20 protein-coding genes are annotated in these 22,858 nt (G+C 64.3%); 13 read left to right on the forward strand and 7 right to left on the reverse strand.

The annotated features are described in order from the left end of the window. Positions 1-296: 296 nt before the first annotated feature. From J2X56_RS13255 to J2X56_RS13270, 4 genes are read left to right on the forward strand one after another with little or no spacing between them, the layout of a single operon-like run. Complete coding sequence (locus J2X56_RS13255) at positions 297-1,352, forward strand: acyl-CoA dehydrogenase family protein (protein WP_310160600.1); 1,056 nt, start codon at positions 297-299, stop codon at positions 1,350-1,352. Then, complete coding sequence (locus tag J2X56_RS13260) at positions 1,340-2,125, forward strand: PIG-L deacetylase family protein (RefSeq protein ID WP_121038357.1); 786 nt, start codon at positions 1,340-1,342, stop codon at positions 2,123-2,125. Before J2X56_RS13255 ends, J2X56_RS13260 begins: the two co-directional genes overlap by 13 nt. After that, a complete protein-coding gene (locus tag J2X56_RS13265; RefSeq protein WP_121038354.1) occupies positions 2,122-2,715 on the forward strand; it encodes an SAM-dependent methyltransferase in 594 nt (197 codons plus the stop codon). Before J2X56_RS13260 ends, J2X56_RS13265 begins: the two co-directional genes overlap by 4 nt. Positions 2,716-2,751: 36 nt before the next feature. Then, entirely contained in the window at positions 2,752-3,429 is a 678-nt protein-coding gene (locus J2X56_RS13270) for a glycosyltransferase family 2 protein (RefSeq protein ID WP_121038351.1), read from the forward strand. Here the strand turns inward: J2X56_RS13270 and J2X56_RS13275 are convergent. Next, a complete protein-coding gene (locus J2X56_RS13275; RefSeq protein WP_227022591.1) occupies positions 3,426-4,865 on the reverse strand; it encodes a YihY/virulence factor BrkB family protein in 1,440 nt (479 codons plus the stop codon). The two genes, J2X56_RS13270 and J2X56_RS13275, sit on opposite strands and share 4 nt — an antisense overlap. Positions 4,866-5,180: 315 nt before the next feature. Here J2X56_RS13275 and J2X56_RS13280 point away from each other — a divergent pair, with 315 nt between their 5' ends. After that, entirely contained in the window at positions 5,181-6,614 is a 1,434-nt protein-coding gene (locus J2X56_RS13280) for an NAD-dependent succinate-semialdehyde dehydrogenase (RefSeq protein WP_134134773.1), read from the forward strand. Positions 6,615-6,717: 103 nt separating this feature from the next. On the opposite strand, the gene J2X56_RS13285 is transcribed toward J2X56_RS13280, so the two are convergent. The 3 genes from J2X56_RS13285 to J2X56_RS13295 form a co-directional block, all read right to left on the reverse strand. After that, entirely contained in the window at positions 6,718-9,693 is a 2,976-nt protein-coding gene (locus J2X56_RS13285) for a DNA translocase FtsK (protein WP_310160601.1), read from the reverse strand. A 156-nt stretch (positions 9,694-9,849) separates the two neighbouring features. Then, positions 9,850-10,419: a DNA-3-methyladenine glycosylase I gene (locus tag J2X56_RS13290; RefSeq protein WP_034330504.1), complete on the reverse strand. Its 570-nt coding sequence runs from the start codon at positions 10,417-10,419 to the stop codon at positions 9,850-9,852. 31 nt (positions 10,420-10,450) lie between these two features. Continuing rightward, positions 10,451-11,464: a serine/threonine protein kinase gene (locus J2X56_RS13295; protein ID WP_121038342.1), complete on the reverse strand. Its 1,014-nt coding sequence runs from the start codon at positions 11,462-11,464 to the stop codon at positions 10,451-10,453. Positions 11,465-11,600: 136 nt separating this feature from the next. Here J2X56_RS13295 and J2X56_RS13300 point away from each other — a divergent pair, with 136 nt between their 5' ends. Beyond that, positions 11,601-12,296, forward strand: a complete 696-nt coding sequence (locus J2X56_RS13300; RefSeq protein WP_121038339.1) for a UPF0149 family protein — start codon at positions 11,601-11,603, stop codon at positions 12,294-12,296. A gap of 107 nt (positions 12,297-12,403) precedes the next feature. Here the strand turns inward: J2X56_RS13300 and orn are convergent, their stop codons facing one another. Next, positions 12,404-12,973, reverse strand: coding sequence for an oligoribonuclease (gene orn / locus J2X56_RS13305; protein WP_008326970.1), 570 nt, complete (start codon positions 12,971-12,973; stop codon positions 12,404-12,406). 174 nt (positions 12,974-13,147) lie between these two features. Between orn and J2X56_RS13310 the strand changes: the two genes are divergently transcribed. The 3 genes from J2X56_RS13310 to rsgA all read left to right on the forward strand — a co-directional run bounded on the left by J2X56_RS13310 (position 13,148) and on the right by rsgA (position 15,823). Then, positions 13,148-14,458: a M48 family metallopeptidase gene (locus tag J2X56_RS13310; RefSeq protein ID WP_310160602.1), complete on the forward strand. Its 1,311-nt coding sequence runs from the start codon at positions 13,148-13,150 to the stop codon at positions 14,456-14,458. Between the two features lie 61 nt (positions 14,459-14,519). After that, positions 14,520-14,876, forward strand: a complete 357-nt coding sequence (locus tag J2X56_RS13315) for a 4a-hydroxytetrahydrobiopterin dehydratase (protein ID WP_310160603.1) — start codon at positions 14,520-14,522, stop codon at positions 14,874-14,876. After that, entirely contained in the window at positions 14,876-15,823 is a 948-nt protein-coding gene (gene rsgA / locus J2X56_RS13320) for a ribosome small subunit-dependent GTPase A (protein WP_310160604.1), read from the forward strand. The genes J2X56_RS13315 and rsgA overlap by 1 nt, the downstream gene beginning before the upstream one ends. An 11-nt stretch (positions 15,824-15,834) precedes the next feature. Here the strand turns inward: rsgA and J2X56_RS13325 are convergent, their stop codons facing one another. Beyond that, positions 15,835-17,940 (reverse strand): TonB-dependent siderophore receptor, encoded by a 2,106-nt coding sequence (locus tag J2X56_RS13325; protein WP_310160665.1) that lies wholly within the window; start codon positions 17,938-17,940, stop codon positions 15,835-15,837. 445 nt (positions 17,941-18,385) lie between these two features. On the opposite strand from J2X56_RS13325, the gene argF reads away from it, so the two are divergent. The 3 genes from argF to J2X56_RS13340 all read left to right on the forward strand — a co-directional run bounded on the left by argF (position 18,386) and on the right by J2X56_RS13340 (position 21,062). Continuing rightward, positions 18,386-19,300: an ornithine carbamoyltransferase gene (argF, locus tag J2X56_RS13330; RefSeq protein ID WP_310160605.1), complete on the forward strand. Its 915-nt coding sequence runs from the start codon at positions 18,386-18,388 to the stop codon at positions 19,298-19,300. Between the two features lie 70 nt (positions 19,301-19,370). Beyond that, on the forward strand, positions 19,371-20,705 hold the full coding sequence (gene argG, locus J2X56_RS13335; RefSeq protein WP_121038321.1) for an argininosuccinate synthase: 1,335 nt from the start codon (positions 19,371-19,373) through the stop codon (positions 20,703-20,705). Positions 20,706-20,747: 42 nt separating this feature from the next. Further along, the gene (locus J2X56_RS13340; protein ID WP_034333616.1) at positions 20,748-21,062 is read left to right on the forward strand and encodes a pyrimidine/purine nucleoside phosphorylase; all 315 of its coding nucleotides are present in this window, start codon (positions 20,748-20,750) and stop codon (positions 21,060-21,062) included. A gap of 75 nt (positions 21,063-21,137) precedes the next feature. Here J2X56_RS13340 and murB read toward each other — a convergent pair whose 3' ends face one another. Further along, positions 21,138-22,169, reverse strand: a complete 1,032-nt coding sequence (gene murB, locus J2X56_RS13345) for a UDP-N-acetylmuramate dehydrogenase (RefSeq protein ID WP_310160606.1) — start codon at positions 22,167-22,169, stop codon at positions 21,138-21,140. A 136-nt stretch (positions 22,170-22,305) separates the two neighbouring features. Between murB and J2X56_RS13350 the strand changes: the two genes are divergently transcribed. After that, entirely contained in the window at positions 22,306-22,791 is a 486-nt protein-coding gene (locus tag J2X56_RS13350) for a YajQ family cyclic di-GMP-binding protein (protein WP_034333613.1), read from the forward strand. Positions 22,792-22,858: the final 67 nt, after the last annotated feature.

Below are 22,858 nucleotides of genomic sequence, written 5' to 3' on the forward strand. Positions count from 1 at the left end.
GGGGGGCGCACTGCATGGTCACGTGGTCGCCCTTTGGCGCGGCGCATGGAAGACTTCTGCGTCCGGATCGCCATGATGAAAGTGAGCGCGCAATTTGGCTGTAGGCGCGTGACGGTTTTACAGCGCATTGGATTCCTACAGATGGCGTCAGCGCTTGCGCGCACGGGCTCGGCGGGGTGCGAGCGCTTACCGAATTCCTACGTCAAACACGGTAGCGCACCGACAGCTTGCAGATGCGAAGGCACTCATACTCTTCACCATTGCACAGCCCGTGCGCCTCTGTGCCCCTCATCATGATGAGCAGCTCCACCCGCCGCTACGCCCCACCCTTTCCCTCGCTGCCTGCAGCGCTGGAGGAATTCATTGCGCCTGCCTTGCACCAAAGCCCGCACGCCCAGCTACCCACCGTCGCCGCGCGGCTGCTGCGCCAGCTGGTGGCAGCGGGATTGGACCGTCTGCCCCTGCCGGGCCACGGCGAGACGCTTGCGCGCTGGCAGGCGCTGGCGGCCGTGGCCGCGCAGGATCTGTCGCTGGCCAAGCTGTTCGAAGCCCATACCGATGCCCTCGCCATCCTGGCCGAAGCCCACGTCCCGGTACCACCGCATTCGATCTGGGGCGTGTGGTGCGCGCAAGGCCGGCCCGGCAGCCTGCACCTGCGCGAGCAAGGTGATCAGGTCATTCTGGACGGCGAAAAATCCTGGTGCTCGGGCGCACCCGCCGTCACGCATGCGCTGCTCGGCCATCGCGACGAGCAAGACCGCTATTGGCTGCTGGCCATTGAACTGAGCCAGCCGGGCGTCAGCATCATCGAGGACGACTGGGCTGCCATCGGCATGGCTGCCACCCGCACTGCGCGCCTGCAATTGCGTACGGTCACCGCGCAGGTGATCGGCGATCCGGGCTTCTATCTGGACCGTCCCGGTTTTTGGCAGGGTGGCATCGGCATTGCCGCCTGCTGGCACGGCGCTGCTACCGCGCTGGTCTCCGTGCTGCGCCAGAGCCTGGCGCAGCGTGCGGACAGCCATGCGCTGGCCCGGCTGGGCAGCGCACTGTGTGCCGGGCATGCAGCAGCGGCCTGCCTGCGCGAGAGCGCCGCGCGCATCGATGCCCATCCGCGTGCCAATGCCATGCAGGACGCCCTGCGCACGCGCCTGACCGTGGAGCGTGCCTGCCTGCAGATCATCGAGGACCTCGGGGCTGCCCTCGGTCCCCATCCCTATTGCGGCAGCCGGCACAGTGCGCGCCTGCTGGCCGATCTGCCGGTGTGGCTGCGCCAGAGCCACGCCGAACGCGACATGACCGCGCTGGCCAAGGCCAGTCTTGAAGAGGAGTCCTCCCCATGCTTACTGTAAAGCCGCCCCCATCGGCCAGGACGGCCGCTCCTGCGCGCCATATCGACATCGCCCACGGCACCGCCGAAGATGTGTGGCAATCCTGCCAGCGCCTGCATGCCCTGCCGGAACTGGAACTGAGCCAGCTGGTGCCCGCGCGATCACGTGCGGTGATCCTGGCACCGCATCCCGACGACGAAACGCTCGGATGCGGCGGGCTGATCGCCCAACTGGCCGGGATGATGCGCGAGATCGCCGTGGTCGCCGTGAGCGATGGCGAACGCAGTCACCCGCCCTCGTCGCCGCTGGCAGCACGCCTGCCACTGCTGCGTCCCGCCGAGAGCATGGCCGCGCTGGAATGCCTGGGAGCGGGTCAGGCGCAGATCCTGCGCGCGCGCATTCCCGACGGCCAGATCCGCCAGCACAGGCTGGAACTGAAGGCCTGGCTGATCGCGCAATTGCGCCATACCGACATCGTCTTCGCGCCGTGGCGGCTGGACGGCCATCCCGACCACGAGACCGTGGGCGAAGTGGCCGCCGAGCTGGAACACGAACTGGGCTGCAAGCTGGTGGAAGTGCCGATCTGGGGCTGGCACTGGGCACAGCCGCTGGGCGGAGAATTCCCCTGGGGCCGCGCCCGCAAGCTGGCCTTCGATACCGGCACCGGCATGATGAAGCGACGCGCCCTGCGCTGCTATCACAGCCAGATCGGCAGTGACGGCGAACGCGATCCGGTGCTGCCGGCCGGTGTGCTGGCGCATTTCGTGCGGCCTTACGAGGTGTTCTTCCTATGAGGGCAGCACAGCTTCCGGCCACGCGCCATTTCGATCAGCTCTATGCTGCCAGCGACGATCCGTGGAAGACGCGGGACAGCTGGTACGAACAACGCAAACGTGCCCTGGTCGAGGCCATCCTGCCGCGCCAGCAATGCAGCGCCATCTTCGAGCCCGGCTGTGGCAGCGGCGAGCTGACGCTGCAACTGGCCGCACGTTGCCAGTGGCTGATGGCCTCCGATTTCAGCGCGGAAGCGGTACGCATCACGCGCGAGAAGACGGCGCACCTGTCGCATGTACAGGTGCGCCGGCAGTCGCTGCCCGAACAGTGGCCAGCGGCCGAACATGACATGCCGGCGGTAGACCTGATCGTGTTTTCCGAACTTTGCTACTACTTCGATGCGCCCAACATGGCCGAGATGGCGGCACTGGCCGCAGCCAGCCTGTCGCCGGGCGGACACTTGCTGGCCTGCCACTGGAAGAAGGATTTCGATGACCGCCTGCTGGCCACGCGGCCCATGCACCAGCTCATCGATGCGCACGCGCGACTGAAACGCCAGGCCTGCTACGAGGATGAAGACATCCTCATCGACCTCTGGCGCAGGATCTGACCCGCACTGCACCCACCACTTTCCGGAGAACCGAGCATGATCGGCATCGTCATCCCCGCGCACGACGAAGAAGCCAGCCTGCACGCCTGCCTGCAGGCGGTGCGCAAGGCGGCTGCACATCCTCAGCTGCAGGGTGAGGCGGTGAGTATCGTGGTGGTACTCGACAGTTGCAGCGACGGCTCCGAGCAAATCGCACGCCGCCATCCGGTGACGGTGCTGCCGCTGCAGGTGCGCAATGTCGGCCTGGCGCGGCATCACGGTGCACGCGCACTGATCGCTGCGGGCGCACGCTGGCTAGCCTTTACCGATGCCGATACGCGGGTTGCCCCCGATTGGCTGGCGGCACAACTGGCGCTGAAGGCGGATGCGGTCTGCGGCACGGTCACGCCCGACCACTGGCGCGATCACCCGCCGGAGGTGCAGCAACGCTTCGCGCGCGACTATCACGATGAGGATGGCCATCGCCATATCCACGGTGCCAATCTGGGTGTCTGCGCCCAGGCCTATCTGCGTGCGGGCGGCTTTCCGCCGCTGGCCTGTCATGAGGATGTGGGCCTGGTGCAGGCCTTGCAGGCCACCGATGCGCAGATCGCCTGGAGTGCGCGGGTGCGGGTGGTCACCAGCACCCGCAAGCAGAGCAAGGCGCGCGGCGGCTTTGGCGATACGCTGCGGCTGTGGGCCGCCGAAGAGTGCGCAGCCATCCTGCCGGCTTAGCGGGGATTGTCTCCCGCACGCACCACCTGTTGCGCCTGCTCGATGCTCACGTGATGGTCTTCCACCGTATTGACCAGCCGCTGGCGTTTCGCGCGTGAGCCGAAGTTGTTGGCGTAGATCCATGTGAACTCGGCACCGAGCAGGAAGATCTGCGCGGAGTAATAGATCCACAGCAGCAGCAACGCAAACGAGCCGGCCGCCCCGAAGCCGGAGGTCATGCCGGTGCTGCCCAGATACAGACCAATCAGATACTTGCCGATGATGAAGAGCACGGTGGTGGCCACGGCACCGATCCACACGTCATGCCAGGAGAGCGTCACGCGCGGCATGAACTTGTAGATCATCGAGAAGAGCGTGGAGAACACCACGAAGGACAGCACGAAGTTGAGCATCTGCAGCAGCAGTTGCCATCCTTCGAACCAGCCGCCCCACCAGCGTCCCAGCGCCGCCAGCGCCGCACTGACCACCAGCGAGATGATCAGCAGGAAGCCCAGACCGATGATCAGGCCGAAGGACAACAGCCGCGTGCGCGCCAGTTGCCACAGGCCACTCTTGCGCTTGGCGACGGGGATGCGCCAGATGCGGTCGAGCGCACTCTGCAATTCCGAAAACACCGCAGTGGCACCAATGACCAGCGTGACTACCGAAATGCCGGCGGCGATCATGCCCTCGCGCGGCTGGCTCACCGACTTCAGCAAACCCTGGATGGCAAACGCGCCTTCGGTACCGACGATGTCGCGGATCTGGTTGACGATCTCGCCCTGCGCGGCATCGTGGCCGAACAGCATGCCGGCCACCGCAATGGCGATCACCAGCATGGGAGCAATCGAGAAGATGGTGTAGTAGGCGATGGCCGCCCCCATGCTGGGAGCGAAGTCATCGATCCACGCATTGACCGCGGCCACCGTCATCTGCCAGGCCTGCTGGGTACGCGTGCCGCCCTTGATCATCTTGACCTCGGCCGCCGGGTCCAGATAATCCGAGGGCGCCGGTTCCAGCTTGGCCTTGACGATGTCGATCCGCGCGGGGGCATCCGGCGGCAGCGGTGTATCGGTCTTGGCCTTGGCGGCGGCCGCCTTGGCACGGGCCGATCCCTTGCGCCAGGCGGCAATCAGCGGCATGGCCAGCGTCACCAGCCGCAAGGCCCGTTCCAGTCCTTGCGGCAGTGCATCGTGATGAGCCGTCGCGGAATGGCCGGTAGGCGCCTTGCTGTTCTCCTCCTCTGCACGGGAGGCCACCATCCGGGGCGCTGTCGGCGACGCAGTCACGCGCTTCTGGCGGCGCTTTCTTCCCAGCCACAGACCTGCGCCGGCGCTCAACAGGGCAGCGGCGACCAGGCCGCCCGGGGAAGGACTGCCCGGCTCCTCCCCGGATTGAGGACGGGCAGCGGCTGGCGGTGTGCGGGCGGGACGAAACGGGTCGGAAGAGCTGCTCATGAAGTCCTCGGCTGGGCATATTGTTGTGGCAGTGTGACCGGTGCGTATGAACGATTGTTCCTGCTTCCGAGCTGCCCGTCCAGCCTTGTAGGAAGCCGCTGTCGGCGCTCTGGTGGCCGACGTGAAAATGAAGCGCGTGGTATAAAGGTGGTCTTCGCAACAAGCTTCACTGGCTTCGCATTGCGTGTGAACCAGAGCGGCGCAAGCCGGTCTGTCTGCATTCTTCCCAGGCCATCGCGCCTGCCCTGCGTGTAGCCCATTGGGCCGAACCGGGCAGCGCCGGCCCTTCCCCAACCTGACGAACGAGGATTGCCCATGTATAAGGACGTACAGCTTTTCATCAACGGCGAATGGACCGCCAGCGCCTCCGGCCGCACCATCGATGTCGTCAATCCGGCTACCGAGGAAGTGATCGGCAAGATCGCCCACGCCGACCGCAGCGACCTGGATCGCGCCCTGGAAGCCGCCAAAAAGGGCTTCGAGACCTGGCGCAACATGTCCGCCTTCGAGCGTTCCAAGATCATGCGCCGTGCCGCTGACCTGCTGCGCGAGCGCGCCGACGATATCGCGCGCCTGATGACCCTGGAACAAGGCAAGCCGCTGGGTGAATCCAAGATGGAAACCCTGGGCGCGGCCGACACCATCGACTGGTTCGCCGAGGAAGCCCGCCGCACCTACGGCCGCCTGGTGCCGGCCCGCGTGCCGGGTGCCTACCAGATGGTGATCAAGGAGCCGGTCGGTCCGGTAGCCGCCTTCACCCCGTGGAACTTCCCGATCAACCAGGTGGTGCGCAAGCTCTCGGCGGCCCTGGCTGCAGGCTGCTCCATCATCGTCAAGGCCCCGGAAGAAACCCCGGCCTCCCCGGCCGAACTGATCCGCGCCTACGCCGATGCAGGCGTGCCGGCCGGTGTCATCAACCTGGTCTATGGCGTGCCGGCCGAGATCTCGGAATACCTGATCCCGCATCCGGTGATCAAGAAGATTTCCTTCACCGGCTCCACCCCGGTGGGCAAGCAGCTGGCAGCTCTGGCCGGCCAGCACATGAAGCGCGCCACCATGGAACTGGGCGGCCACGCACCGGCCATGGTGTTCGATGACGTGGACGTGGAACTGGCCGCCAAGACCCTGGCCACCTCCAAGTTCCGCAATGCCGGCCAGGTGTGCGTCTCGCCGACCCGCTTCCTGGTGCAGAAGGGTGTCTTCAACGCCTTCGTCGACAAGTTCGTCACCTATGCCGAACAGCTGAAGGTAGGCAATGGCCTGGAAGCTGGCGTGGGCATGGGCCCGGTCGCCAACAAGCGCCGCATCCCGGCGCTGGAAGCGCTGATCGATGATGCCGTCTCGCAAGGCGCGCAATTGCGCACCGGTGGCAAGCGCATCGGCGACAAGGGTTATTTCTTCCAGCCGACCGTGCTGACCAATGTCCCGCTGGACGCCCGCGTGATGAACGAGGAGCCCTTCGGTCCGCTGGCCATCATCAATTCCTTCGAGACCCTGGATGAAGTGATCACCGAAGCCAACCGCCTGCCCTTCGGTCTGGCCGCCTACGCCTTCGCCAAGTCGGCCAAGACCAAGCACGCCCTGGCCGCGCGCGTGGAAAGCGGCATGCTGACCATCAACCACCTGGGCCTGGCCCTGCCGGAACTGCCCTTCGGCGGCATCAAGGACAGCGGCTACGGTTCCGAAGGCGGTACCGAGGCCATCGAGGCCTACATCAACACCAAGCTGGTGACGCAGCTGGATGTCTGATGCCGGGCAGGTCGCCTGACCTGCCGCAATGATCGCCCTGCGTGATGAAAAAAATCGGCGGACCTGCAAGGGTCCGCCGATTTTTTCTTTTGGGCTGTGCTTCTTATTCTTCGCCACCGCCCCCCGAGGGGGGCACCAGGATATCGCGGCTGCCGTTGCGCGACATGGCCGAGAGCACGCCCGCCGTTTCCATCTGCTCCACCAGCCGCGCGGCGCGGTTGTAGCCGATGCGCAATTGCCGCTGCACCGAGGAGATGGAAGCGCGGCGCGTCTTGAGCACGAAGGCCACCGCTTCGTCGTAGAGCGGGTCGGCTTCGGCATCGCCGCCCTCGCCGCCGGCGAACATGTCGGCCTGGGCCGTGTCTTCCGAAATCGGCGGAGCCAGGATTTCCTCGATGTAGCGCGGTTCACCGAAGGACTTCAGGTATTCCACCACGCGGTGCACTTCTTCATCCGAGACGAAGGCGCCATGCACCCGCTGCGGATAGCCCGAGCCCGGCGGCAGGAACAGCATGTCGCCATGGCCCAGCAGCGATTCGGCCCCCATCTGGTCCAGCACGGTGCGCGAGTCGATCTTGGAAGAGACCTGGAAGGCCACGCGGGTCGGGATGTTGGCCTTGATGAGGCCGGTGATGACGTCCACCGACGGCCGCTGCGTGGCCAGGATCAGGTGGATGCCGGCCGCGCGCGCCTTCTGTGCCAGGCGCGCAATCAACTCTTCCACCTTCTTGCCGACCACCATCATGAGGTCGGCCAGTTCGTCGATGACGATCACGATGGTGGGCAGCTTTTCCAGCGGCTCGGGCGCGTCGGGCGTGAGGCTGAAGGGATTGGGAATCTTCTCGCCACGGGCGGCGGCATCATCGAGCTTCTGGTTGTAGCCGGCCAGATTGCGTACGCCCAGCTTGGACATCTTCTTGTAGCGGCGCTCCATCTCTTCCACCGCCCAGTTCAGGGCATGCGCGGCCTCGCGCATGTCGGTCACCACCGGGGCCAGCAGGTGCGGAATGCCTTCATAGATCGACAGCTCCAGCATCTTGGGGTCGATCATGATGAGGCGCACTTCCTCGGGCGTAGCCTTGTAGAGCAGCGAGAGGATCATCGCATTGATGGCCACCGACTTGCCCGACCCGGTGGTACCGGCCACCAGCATGTGCGGCGCGCGCGCCAGGTCGGTCACCACGGGCGTGCCGGTGATGTCCTTGCCCATGGCAATGGTCAGGTGCGAAGCGGATTTGCGATAAGCCTGCGAATGCACGATCTCGGAGAGCTTGATCATCTGCCGGCGCGCATTGGGCAGCTCCAGGCCCATGCAGGTCTTGCCGGGAATGGTCTCGACCACGCGAATGGAGGTCAGACCCAGGGCACGTGAAAGATCCTTCACCAGGTTCACCACCTGAGCGCCACGTACGCCTTGTGCCGGCTCCACTTCGAAACGGGTAATCACCGGACCGGCCTCGGCCCCCAACACCGTGACCGGCACCTTGAATTCGCGCAGGCGCTGTTCGATCAGGCGACCGGTTTCCTGGAGTTGCTCGGGGTCGACCTCGATGCGCGATTCGGGGACTTCATCGAGCAGGTCCAATGACGGCAAGGGGATGTCCACGCGCGGCTCATCGACGTAGCCCTCGGGCGCCATGGCCACCGGCTGCACGTAGGCTGGCGCCGCTTCGGGCATGCGCACGCTGAAGGCCGCAGCGGGCTGGGCCGGCGGCGCTTCGGGCGCGGGGTCGGGCAGCATGTCGAACCAGGGGGCATTGAAGGTACCGAGGTCGATCGGTTCCGTCTGCGGCTCGGGCAGCGGCGGCACAGGCTCGGGGGCCGCCATCGGTGCCATGAAGGGTGGCACGGCGGGGGTAACCGCCGCGGGCGGCACGGGCACGGGCGCGGGCAGCGGTCCCAAGGATTCCGGCAAGGGCTGTCCCTGCGGACTCAGCGGCACGATGGGCTGCACCTGTGGTGGCAACGGCGCAGCGGGCGGCGTTTCCTGCTCGCCGCTGGCCTGCTGCAGGGAACGCATCAGGCGCGTGGGCACGACATCGGCACGCTCGACCGGTTTACCGGGCACACTGCCCGGCTCAGGAGCACGGCCCACGCTGCTGATGCGGATGCTGCGGGTAGGCTGGGCCGGTGCCGGATTGCCGCGTGCAATCGACGGCGGAATCGGACGGATCGGCGGCGACGGCGTGGCCGCGCGAGACAGGCTGGCATCGGCCGCCGCGCTGGCCGCCGAGATGACACGGCTGGCAGCGGCACGGGCCAGCATGGCTTCGGTCGGACGCAGGCTTTCGAAGGCGGCCCATTCGGATTCCGGACGCGGTTTGGCCGCCGGGTCCGTCTGGCGCGGATTGATGGAAGGCCACTTGCCGCCCTGCGCGCTGCCGGCAGGCGTTGCCTGGCTGTTGCGGCTGCCGCCGGTGAGGGCCGACAGTGGCACTTTCCAGTCGTCACGCGGTGCGTTCCCGGCCGGACGCTCCGGTGCCGGGGCCGGCGTCAGGCGGGCCGGACGGGGGCGCGGGGCGAAGGGCGAGGCCGGCGGCATGCGCTTGGCCGATGCGGAACCGGGAGCAGGCGTGCGCGGCATCGGGGCACGGCGTTCGGTACTGGCGGGGAAACTGCTGCGGGCGGGTCCGGCGCTGCCGTGCAGGCTGCTCATGCGCAATCGTTCACTTTCGGCGCTGCCACGGCGCGGCGGCCCCAGGTCCAGCTCGGGGTGCTCGTCGCGGCCAGCCGGTGCGCCTCGGCCAAACATGGCACCCAGCAGCCATTTCAGGCCCAGCGCCAGCAAACCCAGCATCAGGACTGCGGCAATGCCACGGCTGATCTTGCCGCCCAGCGCATCCATCAGGGCCGCGCCGAACAGCGCTCCGCCCGGGCCATCATCGCCCGCAACCAGTTGTGAACGCACCAGCGACTCGACCGCGCTGCTGGCGGCCAGCAGCAGCAGGCTGCCGCACCACAGGCGAATGGCACCGCGCCCGCCGAAGACGGACTTGCGGCCGAGCGCGCGCGCTACCGTGCGCAGCAGCAGCGGCAGCAGCCAGAGGACCGACCAGCCAAACCATTTGACGAAAATCATGCTACTCCCAAACTTCACCGGCCTGGCAGTGCGCCAGCCGGCCTCGTGAATCCATGCAGTGCAAGCTGATGCTGCATCGCAGGCTGCGAGTGTAAACCAAACCGGTGCCCTGCCGCCGCCCATCGGCTGGCCTTTTGGTGCAGAGCACGCCCGGCCTCAACGGCCGTGACAATGGCAATCCACCACGTGATCGTTGATCACGCCCACGCCTTGCAGATAGGCGTAGATGATGGTGGAACCGACAAACTTGAAGCCGCGCTTGGCCAGCTCCTTGGAAATGGCGTCCGACAGCGGCGTCTTGGCCGGGCAATCGGCCAGCGAAGCCCAACGGTTGACGATGGGCTGGCCATCGACCTTGCCCCACAGATAAGCATCGAGCCCGCCTACTTCCTCGCGCAGTTGCAGGTAAGCACGCGCGTTGCCGATGGTGGCGGCCACTTTCAGACGGTTGCGCACGATGCCCGGATTCTTCAGCAATTGCGCCACCTTGCGCTCGTCATAACGGGCGATCTTCTCGGCATCCCAGTCGTCGAAGGCCTCGCGGTAGCTGTCGCGCTTGTTGAGCACGGTTTCCCAGGACAGTCCGGCCTGGGCACCTTCGAGGTTGAGCATCTCGAACAGACGTGTTTCATCGTGGCAGGGCACGCCCCATTCATGGTCGTGATACTGCACATAGCGGGGATTGGCCAGGTTGACCCAACCGCAGCGGACAAGTGTTTGCGTCATGATGATGTTGTTTTCGTTCATTTCGCCGGATTCACACCGGCCACAGGGGCGGTTCATCCATCAGCGCGATCTGTTCGCGCAATTCCAGGATGCGGTCCTGCCAGTAACGTTGGGTATTGAACCAGGGGAAGGCCACCGGGAAAGCCGGATCATCCCAGCGCCGCGCCAGCCAGGCGGAATAATGGATCAGGCGCAGGGTGCGCAGGGCTTCAATGAGATACAGCTCGCGTGGCTCGAATTCGCAGAAACTTTCATATCCTGCCAACAGGTCGGCCAGCTGGCCGACCATCTCGCGCCGTTCGCCCGAGAGCAGCATCCACAGATCCTGCACGGCCGGGCCGCTGCGGCTGTCGTCGAAATCGACGAAATGCGGGCCGGCATCGGTCCACAAGACGTTGCCGACATGGCAATCACCATGCAGGCGCAGGGTGCGGATCTCTCCTGCCCGCTCGTAGCAGCGGCGCACGCCATCGAGCGCCTGCTCGACCGTGGTGCGCCAGGCCGTGGCCACATCCATGGGGATGAAATCATGCGCCAGCAGCCAGTCACGCGGTTCTTCACCGAAGCTGGCGATGTCCAGCGCCGGGCGGGACTGGAAGGGGCTGCGCAGGCCGACCGCATGGATGCGGCCGATGAAGCGGCCCAGACGCTCCAGGGTATCGGCATCGTCCAGCTCGGGTGCACGGCCACCGTGGCGGCGGAATACGGCAAAACGGAACCCGGCGTGGCGATGCAGGGTGGCACCATTGTCGAGACGCATGGCCGGCACCACCGGCACTTCTTCGTCGGCCAATTCCTGCGAAAAAGCGTGTTCTTCGAGGATCTGCTCATCACTCCAGCGCAAGGGACGATAAAACTTGGCCACCAGCGGCGGGCCGTCTTCCATGCCGACCTGGTAGACGCGGTTTTCATAGCTGTTCAGGGCCAGCAGGCGGCCGTCTCCATACAGACCGAGCCCGTCGAGGGCATCGAGTACCGTATCGGGCGAGAGCGTGGCGAAGGAAGTGGCGTCGGGGAGGTCAGCAGATTGGGCGGGGGAATTCATCCGTCTATTGTACTGTCCACCAGCCTGCCCGCCCCAACCGATTGCAGCATTCCGGGCAGCAACCGACCGGCAACACTCGCGCCCCCGGGCCAATGCCTTTACACTCCTGCCTTTAGCATCAGTCATTGGAACCATCATGCATCTCGACCAGCCCCTTTCCGACGCCGAATTCGACGAACTCGACGATTTTCTCCTCTCCGATCGCTGCGCCGACGATGTGATGACCATGGACACCCTGCACGGCTACCTGACGGCCCTGGCCATCGGTCCGCAGGAAGTGCTGATGGCCGAATGGCTGCCGCGCGTCTGGGGCAGCCGTCCGGAAGACACGCCCAAGTTCAAGAACGGCAAGGAAGCCGAGCGCATCACCAGCCTGATCGCGCGCACCATGAACGAAATCGCCATCACCTTCGAAGTCGCCCCCAAGGAATATGAACCTCTGTTCTGCGAGCGCGAGCACGAAGGCAAGCCGCTGCTGGATGCGGAAGCCTGGGCCTGGGGGTTCTGGGAAGGCATCCAGTTGCGCGCGGCGCAGTGGGACGAAATCTTCCACTCCAACCTGGCCCCGCTGATGCGCCCCATCTACCTGCTGGGCTCGGAAGAGCTGGAAGAGGAAGAAACCAAGCTCATTGACGACCCGCTCAAGACCCACAAGCTGGCCATCGAGATCGAATCGGCTATTCCGCACATCCACCGCTACTGGGCGCCCAAGCGCAAGTCGGCGGTCGAGCAGGTGCAGCGCGATGCGCCCAAGACCGGCCGCAACGATGCCTGCCCCTGCGGCAGTGGCAAGAAATACAAGAAGTGCTGCGGCGCAGATTCGGAAGAATGATTCACCCGGCACCATGAAAAAGGCGCGCCGGATGCCGGGCGCGCCTTTTTGCTTCATACAGGATGGCGTTGCTGCCAACCACCCTGCCTGGGCCGGATGCTACGGCCTCACTCCTTGATGAAGTGTTCGCGGTAGTACTTCAGTTCTTCGATCGACTCCAGGATGTCGGCCAGGGCCGTGTGCATCTGGCGCTTCTTGAAACCGGTTGCGATTTCAGGCTTCCAGCGCTTGCAGAGTTCCTTCAGGGTCGACACATCGAGGTTGCGATAGTGGAAGAATTCTTCCAGCTTGGGCATGCCGCGCACCATGAAGCGGCGGTCCTGGCAGATCGAATTGCCGCACATGGGCGACTTGCCGGCCGGGACGTATTGCTTCAGGAAGGCGATGATCTGCTGTTCGGCGTCGGCTTCGGTGACGGTGGACGCCTTGACGCGGTCGATCAGGCCGGAACGGCCGTGGGTGCCCTTGTTCCAGGCGTCCATGCCGTCCAGCAGCTCGTCGGACTGGTGGATGGCCAGCACCGGGCCTTCGCCCAGCACGTTCAGTTCTGCATCGGTAACCACCACGGCCACTTCGATGATGCGATCCTTGTCCGGATCCAGGCCGGTCATTTCCATATCGACCCAGACCAGGTTCATTTCATTGGGCCGGACAGGCGCGGCGGGGGCTTGTGACATAATTCTTCCTTATTGACGGGATGGGGCCTGGCCCCATCTACTGCAGGGTTCATTGCTGGGTTCGCTCGCCCGGATCGCACCGGACGGCATGGCCGACAGGCCTGCCACCGCTGCCGGCTGGGGCAGGACGCGGGCCTGAGCCTCGAACTTCCGCCATTTTCGCACAGGGAAAGCATGTCTTCACTTTCGTTTTCAGTTTTGTTCGTCGTATTCCTGGCCATCAGCCTGGGCGTGCGTTTCTGGCTGGCTTCGCGCCATATTCGCCATGTGATCGCCCACCGCGCGGCGGTGCCGCCCGAGTTCGCGGAGAAGATCCCGCTGTCGGCCCACCAGAAGGCGGCCGACTACACGGTGGCGCGTACCAAGTTCGGCCTGGTGACGCTGATCATCAATGCTGCAGTGCTGATCGGCTTCACCCTGCTGGGCGGGCTGCAATGGCTCTCCAGCCTGCTGCTGGGCTGGACCGGCGAGCCGGGCATGGTGTACCAGATCGCGCTGGTGGCGGGATTTGGCCTCATTTCCGGTGCGGTGGACCTGCCCTTCGATTACTACCGCCAGTTCAAACTGGAAGCAGGTTTCGGCTTCAACAAGATGACGCGTGGATTGTTCTTCAGCGACATGATCAAGCAAACCCTGCTGGGTGCCGTGATCGGCTTGCCGCTGCTGTGGGTGGTGCTGGTGCTGATGGAAAAGGCCGGCGCGCTGTGGTGGTTCTATACCTGGATCGTGCTGTGCGCCTTCCAGCTGCTCATGCTGGTGATCTATCCCAGCTTCATCGCGCCGCTCTTCAACAAGTTCACCGCGCTGGAAGATGACAGCCTGCGCAGCCGCATCGAAGGCTTGATGCAGCGCGTCGGATTCGCCTCCAAGGGCCTGTTCGTGATGGACGGTTCCAAGCGCAGCGCGCATGGCAATGCCTACTTCTCGGGCTTCGGCTCGGGCAAGCGCATCGTCTTCTTCGACACCCTGCTGGCGCGCCTGGCCCCGCATGAGATCGAAGCCGTGCTGGCCCACGAACTGGGCCACTTCAAGCTCAAGCACATCGTCAAGCGTGTGGTCGTCATGTTCGGCCTGTCGCTGGCCTTCCTGGCGCTGCTGGGCTATCTGAAGGGCCAAGCATGGTTCTACACCGGCCTGGGCGTGGAGCCTCTGCTGCTGGGCAGCAACGATGCCATGGCCCTGATCCTGTTCATGCTGGTGCTGCCGATCTTCACTTTCCTGTTCTCGCCGCTGTCTTCGCTCTCCTCGCGCAAGCACGAGTTCGAGGCCGATGCCTTCGCCGCACAGCACACCGATGCCCAGGATCTTGTATCGGCACTGGTCAAGCTGTACGAGGACAATGCCTCCACCCTCACCCCCGATCCGCTGCACTCGGCCTTCTACGATTCGCATCCGCCGGCGTCGCTGCGCATCCAGCACCTGCACGCTGCCATCGCCGCCCATCGCGCAACGTCGGGAACAGCCGCCGCAGCGGGCAGCCACTGAATTTTTTGATCATCTAAAAGGCGTGCTGGATGAATGAAACAGCCCGCCGCAGGAGAACCCCATGAGCATCACCGCAAGCACCCTCGCCGCCGCCCGCAGCGTCCAGCCCATCGCCGCGCTGGACGACGCCGCCATCGTCGCCCACCTGGCCGCCCTGCCCGACTGGAAGATCGACGGCGGCAAGCTGGCGCGAACTTTCGCCTTCGGCAACTATTACGAGACCCTGGCCTTCGTCAACGCGATCGCGTGGATCATCCACGCCGAAGACCATCACCCGGAACTGACCGTCACCTACAACCGCTGCAACGTGAAGTTCGATACCCACAGCGTCAATGAAGGCCGCGGTGGTTTGTCGGCCAATGACTTCATCTGCGCGGCCAAGGTCGACGCCATTTTCGCCCAGCGCGCCCCGGCCTGATGGGAGTCCGCAAGCAAGGCGCACGCAGCGCCAGGGCAGGATCAGCGACGAACAAGGCTGAGCTGGAACAGGGGCTGGTCATTGCCGCCCACGGCCGTCACTATCTGGTGCAGGCCGCTGAACAGAAACTGCATTGCGTCACCCGTGGCAAGAAGAGCGATGTGGCGGTCGGCGACCACATCCGCCTGGCCCGCACCTCGGCCGACCAGGGCGTGGTGGAAAGCATCGACGAACGCCGCACCCTGCTCTATCGCTCGGACCAGTACAAGTCCAAGCTGCTGGCGGCCAATGTGGATCAACTCTTCATCGTGGTGGCGACCGAACCGAGCTTTTCGGATGACCTGGTCTCGCGCTCGCTGGTGGCGGCCGAGTCGGCCGGTGTCTCCGCGCACCTGATCCTGAACAAGACCGACATCACCGAAGCCCTGCCCAAGACGCGTGAACGCCTGCAGGTGTATGCGCGCCTGGGTTATCCGGTGCACGAGGTCTCGGCCAAGGCCCAGCCGGAAGAGACGCGCGCGGCCTTCATGCCGCTGTTGGCCGGCAAGAGCACCATCCTGATCGGCCAGTCGGGCATGGGCAAGTCCTCCATCATCAATCTGATCGTCCCGGACGCCGATATCGCCACCCGCGAAATCTCGGCCGCCCTCGATACCGGCAAGCACACTACGACCTTCACCCGGTTGTACCAGATGGAGCAGGAGGCCAGCATCATCGATTCGCCGGGCTTCCAGGAGTTCGGCCTGTATCAGCTCTCCGAAGGCATGCTGGAACGCGCCTTCCGCGACTTCACCCCCTACCTGGGCAAGTGCCGCTTCTACAACTGCCACCATCTCAACGAGCCGGGCTGTGCGGTGCTGGAGGCGGTACAGGCCGGCGAGATTGCGGGGATGCGCCACCAGCTGTATGCGCAGCTGGTGCATGAATCTTCACAGACCTTGTACTGACTTGTCCCTCTTCAGAACTTGTAGGCAGCCGTAAGCACCACCGCGCGCGGTGCCCCCGGCACGATCTGGGTGGCCCCGGTGGCGCTGACGTAATAGCGCCGGTTGGCCAGGTTGGTGGCCGCCAGCGTGTATTCGGTGCGCGCCATCCGGTAGCCCAGCAGCGCATCCCAGCGCACATAGCCGGGCAACTCCAGCAGGTTCTCGCGATCGGCAAAGCGCGCGCCCTCCACCAACGCGCCCGCCTCGCCAAACCATCCCAGGGGCGGCGCATAGGACACGAACAAGCTGCCATTGCGCGCCGAGACCCCGGACGCTCGCTTGCCCGCATACTGCGCCTCGGCCCGCACCACCCTTGAATTCTGCTGCGTCCAGCCACCGCGCACGAACCAGTGGCGCGCCACTTCCCCCGCCACGCTCAATTCGATGCCGCGATTGCGCTCCAGTCCGCTCTGGGTGAACACGCCCGGCTGCACCGGGTCGGCCACGGTGCGGTTGTAGAGTTCCAGTTCGAACCAGGCCAGCGTCGTGCTGATCCTGCGCCCGAACCAGTCGCTCTTGACCCCGGCTTCCAGCTGGCGGCTGAATTGGGGTCCCAGGTCATTGCCATTGCCCTTCGCCCCCGGTGACAAGCCGATCACGTCGCCGCCCACCGGCGCATAGCTCTTGCTCCACGATCCGTAGAAGTGGTGGTGCGGCAGGGCTTCCCACACCGCGCCCACGCGCGGGCTCACGGCATTGCTGGAACGCTCGATGCGAATGTCGCGCAGGCGGCTGCGGGAATCGACTTCGAAGTGATCCCAGCGCAATCCGGCCAGGATTTTCCATTGCGATCCGATGGCGATCTGGTCTTGCGCATACAAGCCCACGGAATCGACCCGGTGGTAGTTCATCTGCCAGGGCTGCGGCTGGGGCGTGGCGTTGCGCACCTCGGGATCGGTCAGCGAGACGGGCAGCGCAGTGGCCATCCACAAGCGCGGCTCGCGCTTCTGCCAGCCGTATTCGGCACCGGCCAGCAGCTCGTGCTGCAGGAGGCCGCTCTTGAGCGTGCCAAGCAATTCGAAGTTCGCTTGCACATTGCGCTGCTGCAGGTTCTGCTGATAGCGGCTGCGCTGCACGCTGCCCAGGTTGCGGCCGGCGCTGACGTAGCCCTGGGTGACGAAGGTATTGTCGAAGTCGCTGTTGAGATCGAACACGCTCAGCATCTGCCGCACGCTCCAGTCCGGCGCGAGGGAGCGCGTGAGGGTGGAGCGCAGGCTGACACTGGTATCTCGGATGAAGTCGCGCCCGGCCGCGCCGAAGAAGGCGCGGTCCGATGCCACCGGCAAGGCCATGGCCGCAATCGTATCGTTGCGCGTCAACGCGGTGACCCGGCCCGGCACGCCGCGATCGGGGATGCGTTCGAATTCATCGTAGTCCGCCTGCAGCAGCCAGCTGTCGCGGCCTGACTCCCATTTCAGGGCCGGGGCGAAGTACTGGCGCGTACCGCGCACGTCGTGACGGAAGTGGGTTTCGTGTTCACGCCCGGCGTTGATGCGTAGCGCCCAATGCTCGCCCAACGGACGATTCCAATCCACCGCCCCGCCCTGCTGGCCACGGCTGCCCCAGATGGCGGTGGCCTGACCGAAGGCTTCATGTTCCGGCTGCTTGCTGATGCGGTTGATCACGCCGCCGCCGCTGCCGCGTCCATAAAGCACGGCGGCCGGTCCCTTGAGGATCTCGATGCGATCAATGTTGCCCAGGCTGCGGACGTATTGCGCATCGTCGCGCATGCCGTCGAGCAGGGTATCGCCGGCATTGGAAAAGCCGCGCAGCCGGAAGGCATCGAAACGCGTATCGGAAACATTGGAAACACCCGGCACCCCGGCCAGTGCCGCCGCCAGCCCGCGCCCGCCATAAGCCCGAACCTGCGCGGCATCGACCGCCTGCACCGTCTGCGGTACCTCGCGTACATCGGTGGCGGTGCGGGTGGCGCTGCCCAGCGGGCCGGGACGGGGATCGTACGCGTTGCGCTGGCTGCGAACCTCGACGGCGGGCAGGCGTGCGGCATCGCCCTCCTCGCGCTCGGCTGTCGCTTCGGCGGCGGTAGCGGAAACAGGAAACGCGAACAAGGCTGCCACCAGCGCCGCGGGCAAGGGACGTAGCTTGGGCGCTGAGGAACGTAATGAAGAAAAAGACCGGTGCAAACCCCGTAAGGGGTGCGGACAAGAAGAATCGTGCGACATGGCAGCTGTTCCTTTCAGGCAAGGGAAAGCTGCGGATTCTAGCCATCTGAATAGCAATAATTCTCATTTGCGGCGTGAGATCAGGCTCTTTGTCGCACTTAGTGAGCATTCCTCGAAAAAGCTGGATACGGATTTCGAAAAATTTCTTCACGTGCATCGAAGGAATTCGAAGCGCATCCCCGATGCCGTGCGCGGGACTTCATCTTTGACCCGAATTCGCGAAACCCCGGGGGTTTCTTTGCAGCAAGTACTGCGGGTATCTTTTTAAGCCGAATCCCTTATAATCTAAGGAGTTAACGACTATCGGCGGCAGGCGCCACACTGGCCGCCGTTTTTATTTATGGCAATCAAACACTACCTTCAGTTTTCCGACTTTACGCTTGATGAATACGAGTACGTGATCGAACGTTCCGGTGTGATCAAACGTAAGTTCAAGAATTACGAGCCCCATCACACGCTGGCCGATCGTACCCTGGTGATGGTGTTCGAAAAGAACTCGACCCGCACCCGCCTCTCCTTCGAAGCAGGCATGCACCAGATGGGCGGCGCGGCGATCTACCTCAACACCCGCGACAGCCAGCTTGGCCGTGGCGAACCGGTGGAAGATGCGGCCCAGGTGATGTCGCGCATGTGCGACGTCATCATGATCCGCACCTACGGCCAGGAAATCATTGAGCGCTTTGCCAGGCATTCGCGCGTGCCGGTGATCAACGGCCTCACCAACGAGCAGCATCCCTGCCAGGTGCTGGCCGATGTGTTCACCTACATCGAGCATCGCGGCAGCATCCAGGGCAAGATCGTGGCCTGGGTCGGCGACGCCAACAACATGCTCTATTCGTGGCTGCAGGCGGCCGAGGTGTTTGGCTTCCACGTCAACGTCTCCACCCCCAAGGGCTACGACATCGATCCGGCCCAGGTTTCGCCGGGCAACAAGAATTACACCTTCTTCGCCGATCCGGCCGATGCCTGCCAGGATGCCGATCTGGTCACCACCGACGTGTGGACCAGCATGGGCTTCGAGGCCGAGAACAATGCCCGCCTGAAGGCCTTCGATGGCTGGATCGTGGACCAGGCCAAGATGTCGCGCGCCAAGAAGGATGCGCTCTTCATGCACTGCCTGCCCGCGCACCGTGGCGAGGAAGTGGCCGCCGAAGTGATCGACGGCCCGCAATCGGTGGTCTGGGACGAGGCGGAAAACCGCCTGCACGTGCAGAAGGCCCTGCTCGAATACCTGGTGCACGGCCGCTTCGATTAAGCCGCCTGCTGCCCATTCCCCCAGCACAAGAATCACGCTCAACACTTCACTTCATCGCAACGTCAAGATCATGTCCAACATCCTGCAATCCGTCCCGGTCAATCAAAAAGTCGGCATCGCCTTCTCCGGCGGCCTCGATACCAGCGCCGCGCTGACCTGGATGCGCCAGAAGGGCGCCGTCCCCTACGCCTACACCGCCAACCTGGGCCAGCCGGATGAGCCGGACTATGACGCCATCCCCAAGAAGGCCATGCAATACGGTGCCGAACTGGCGCGCCTGATCGACTGCCGCGAACAGCTGGCCAACGAAGGCATCGCTGCCCTGCAAAGCGGCGCGTTCCACATCTCCACCGCCGGCATCACCTATTTCAACACCACCCCGCTGGGCCGTGCCGTGACCGGCACCATGCTGGTGTCGGCCATGCGTGAAGACAACGTCGACATCTGGGGCGACGGCAGCACCTACAAGGGCAACGACATCGAGCGTTTCTATCGCTACGGCCTGCTGGTGAACCCCAACCTGAAGATCTACAAGCCCTGGCTGGACAGCACCTTCATCGACGAACTGGGCGGCCGCAAGGAAATGTCCGAGTTCATGATCAAGTCCGGCTTCGACTACAAGATGTCGGTGGAAAAGGCCTACTCGACCGACTCCAACATGCTGGGCGCGACCCACGAAGCCAAGGACCTGGAATTCCTCAACAGCGGCATCAAGATCGTGCAGCCCATCATGGGCGTGGCGTTCTGGCGCGATGACGTGGAAGTCAAGGCCGAGACCGTCACCGTGCGCTTTGAAGAAGGCCGTCCGGTGGCGCTCAACGGCAAGACTTTTGCCAGCATGACCGAGTTGATCCTGGAAGCCAACCGCATCGGTGGCCGCCATGGCCTGGGCATGAGCGACCAGATCGAGAACCGCATCATCGAAGCCAAGAGCCGCGGCATCTACGAAGCCCCGGGCCTGGCCCTGCTGTTCATCGCCTACGAGCGCCTGGTCACCGGCATCCACAACGAAGACACCATCGAACAGTACCGCGACAACGGCCGCAAGCTGGGCCGCCTGCTGTATCAGGGCCGCTGGTTCGATTCGCAGGCCATCATGCTGCGCGAAACCGCCCAGCGCTGGGTGGCACGCGCCATCACCGGCGAAGTGACGGTGGAACTGCGTCGTGGCAATGACTACTCGATCCTCAACACCGAGTCGCCCAACCTGACCTACCACCCGGAACGCCTGACCATGGAAAAGGGCGAAGGCAGCTTCTCCGCCATCGACCGCATCGGCCAACTGACCATGCGCAACCTGGACATCGCCGACACCCGCCAGAAGCTGTCGATCTACCAGAACACCGGCCTGCTGGATTCCAGCACTGCCGTGTCGCTGCCGCTGCTGGGCAAGGACGAAAAGTAATTCCTGCTGGATTCACCTTTACCGTTTAATGGAAGCGATTCGATGAGCACTCAATTCGACAACGTCACCGTCCTGAAAAAGGGCAATGTCTACTTCGACGGCAAGTGTGTCTCGCACACCGTGCTGCTGGCCGATGGGACCAAGAAGACCCTGGGCGTGATCCTGCCCTCGACGCTGAACTTCAGCACCGGCGCACCGGAAATCATGGAAATCAACGGCGGCAGCTGCCGCGTGCGCCTGAAGGGTGAAGAAGCCTGGAACACCTACGCTGCAGGCACCACCTTCAGCGTGCCGGGCAACTCCAGCTTCGACATCGAAGTGACCGAGACCCTGGATTACGTCTGCCACTTCGGCTGATCTTCTCGGCGTCTGAATAAAAAGCCGTCCGGTAGCGATACCGGACGGCTTTTTTACGTCTTCACACAGGTGAGCTCAGATGAAGACCGGTTCCGGCTCCAGCTGGACGCCGAACTTTTCCTTCACATCATCCTGGATCGCCTTGGCCAGCCTGGCGACTTCCGCCCCGGTGGCACCGCCCCGGTTGACCAGCACCAGGGCCTGCTGTTCATACACGCCTGCACGCCCCATGGTCTTGCCCTTCCAGCCGCAGCGGTCGATCAGCCAGCCGGCGGCCAGCTTGTAGTGATCGTCATCGACGCGATAGCTGACCAGGTTGCTGTATTGCGCCAGCAGGGTATCGCGCAGGCGGGCCGGCACGATGGGGTTCTTGAAGAAGCTGCCGGCGTTGCCGATCCGGGCGGGGTCTGGCAGCTTGCGGGTGCGGATGGCGATGACGGCCTCGGCGATGTCACGCGGACCGGGTTCGGTGATGCCGCGCTCCTGCAGGGCCTGGGCCACGTCGGCGTAGTTGGCGTTGGCTTTCCAGCGCTTAGGGAGGGCGAATGTCACCTCCAGCACCACGGCGCGATCGCGCAGCGCATGCTTGAAGACGCTGTCGCGGTAGCCGAAGCGGCAGGCCTGGCGGTCCAGCGTCAGCAGCTCGCCGCTGATCAGGTCGAAGGCTAGCAGGCTGTGGAAGCGGTCCTTGATCTCGATGCCGTAGGCACCGATGTTCTGGATGGGCGCGGCACCGACGCTGCCGGGGATGAGTGAAAGATTCTCCAGCCCGCCCAGGTCCTGTTGCAGCGTCCACTGGACGAAAGCGTGCCAGTTCTCCCCGGCGGCGGCGCGCACGTAGATGAAGTTGTCGTCCTCGCCGGCGATGTCTATGCCCAGGTTCTGCATATGCAGCACCAATCCGCTGAAGTCTTGCGTCAGGAGGAGGTTGCTGCCGCCGCCCAGGACCAACCGGGGCAAGGCCATGAGGCCGGCGTCCTGGCGCAAGGTGCGCAGCTGCTCGATGCCCTCCACAGGCAGGTAGGCATGGGCACTGGCCTCGATGCCGAAGGTATTGAGGGCGCGCAGGGAAACGTCGTGGCGGACGGGAAATGAAGAAGTGCTCATAGGGGTGGGATTATATCGCCCGCGCGGGAGCAAATCCGCTGTCAGTGGCCGGGCGATGGCGGCGGGCGCCTCACTCCGTTAAAATCACGGCTCAGACGCCGGCCTTCGCCGGCTGCAAGAACATAAGGAACAAGCCATGCCCTCATTCGATACCGTCTGCGAAGCCAACCTGGTGGAAGTCAAGAACGCCGTGGACCAGGCCAACAAGGAAATCTCCACCCGTTTCGACTTCAAGGGCACTGATGCCCGCGTCGAACAGAAGGAACGTGAACTGACCGCCTTTGCCGACTCGGACTTCCAGCTCAGCCAGGTGCGCGACGTGCTGACCAACAAGATGACCAAACGCAACGTCGATGTGCGGTTCCTGGACGAAGGCAAGATCGAGAAGATCGGCGGCGACAAGGTCAAGCAGGTCATCAAGGTGAAGAACGGCATCGAAAGCGACGATGCCAAGAAGATCGTGCGCGTCATCAAGGACAGCAAGATGAAGGTGCAAGCCAGCATCCAGGGCGACGCCGTACGCATCACCGGCGCCAAGCGCGACGACCTGCAGGCGGCCATGGCGCTGCTGCGCAAGGAGATCAAGGAGATTCCGCTGGAGTTCAACAACTTCCGCGACTGATCTGGGCAATTGCCTTTGCAGTACCGACAACGCCGGCTTTTGCCGGCGTTTGTTTTTGGCGCCAGCT

The organism is Herbaspirillum sp. 1173, from assembly GCF_031455335.1.
Taxonomy (GTDB): Bacteria; Pseudomonadota; Gammaproteobacteria; order Burkholderiales; family Burkholderiaceae_D; genus Herbaspirillum; species Herbaspirillum huttiense.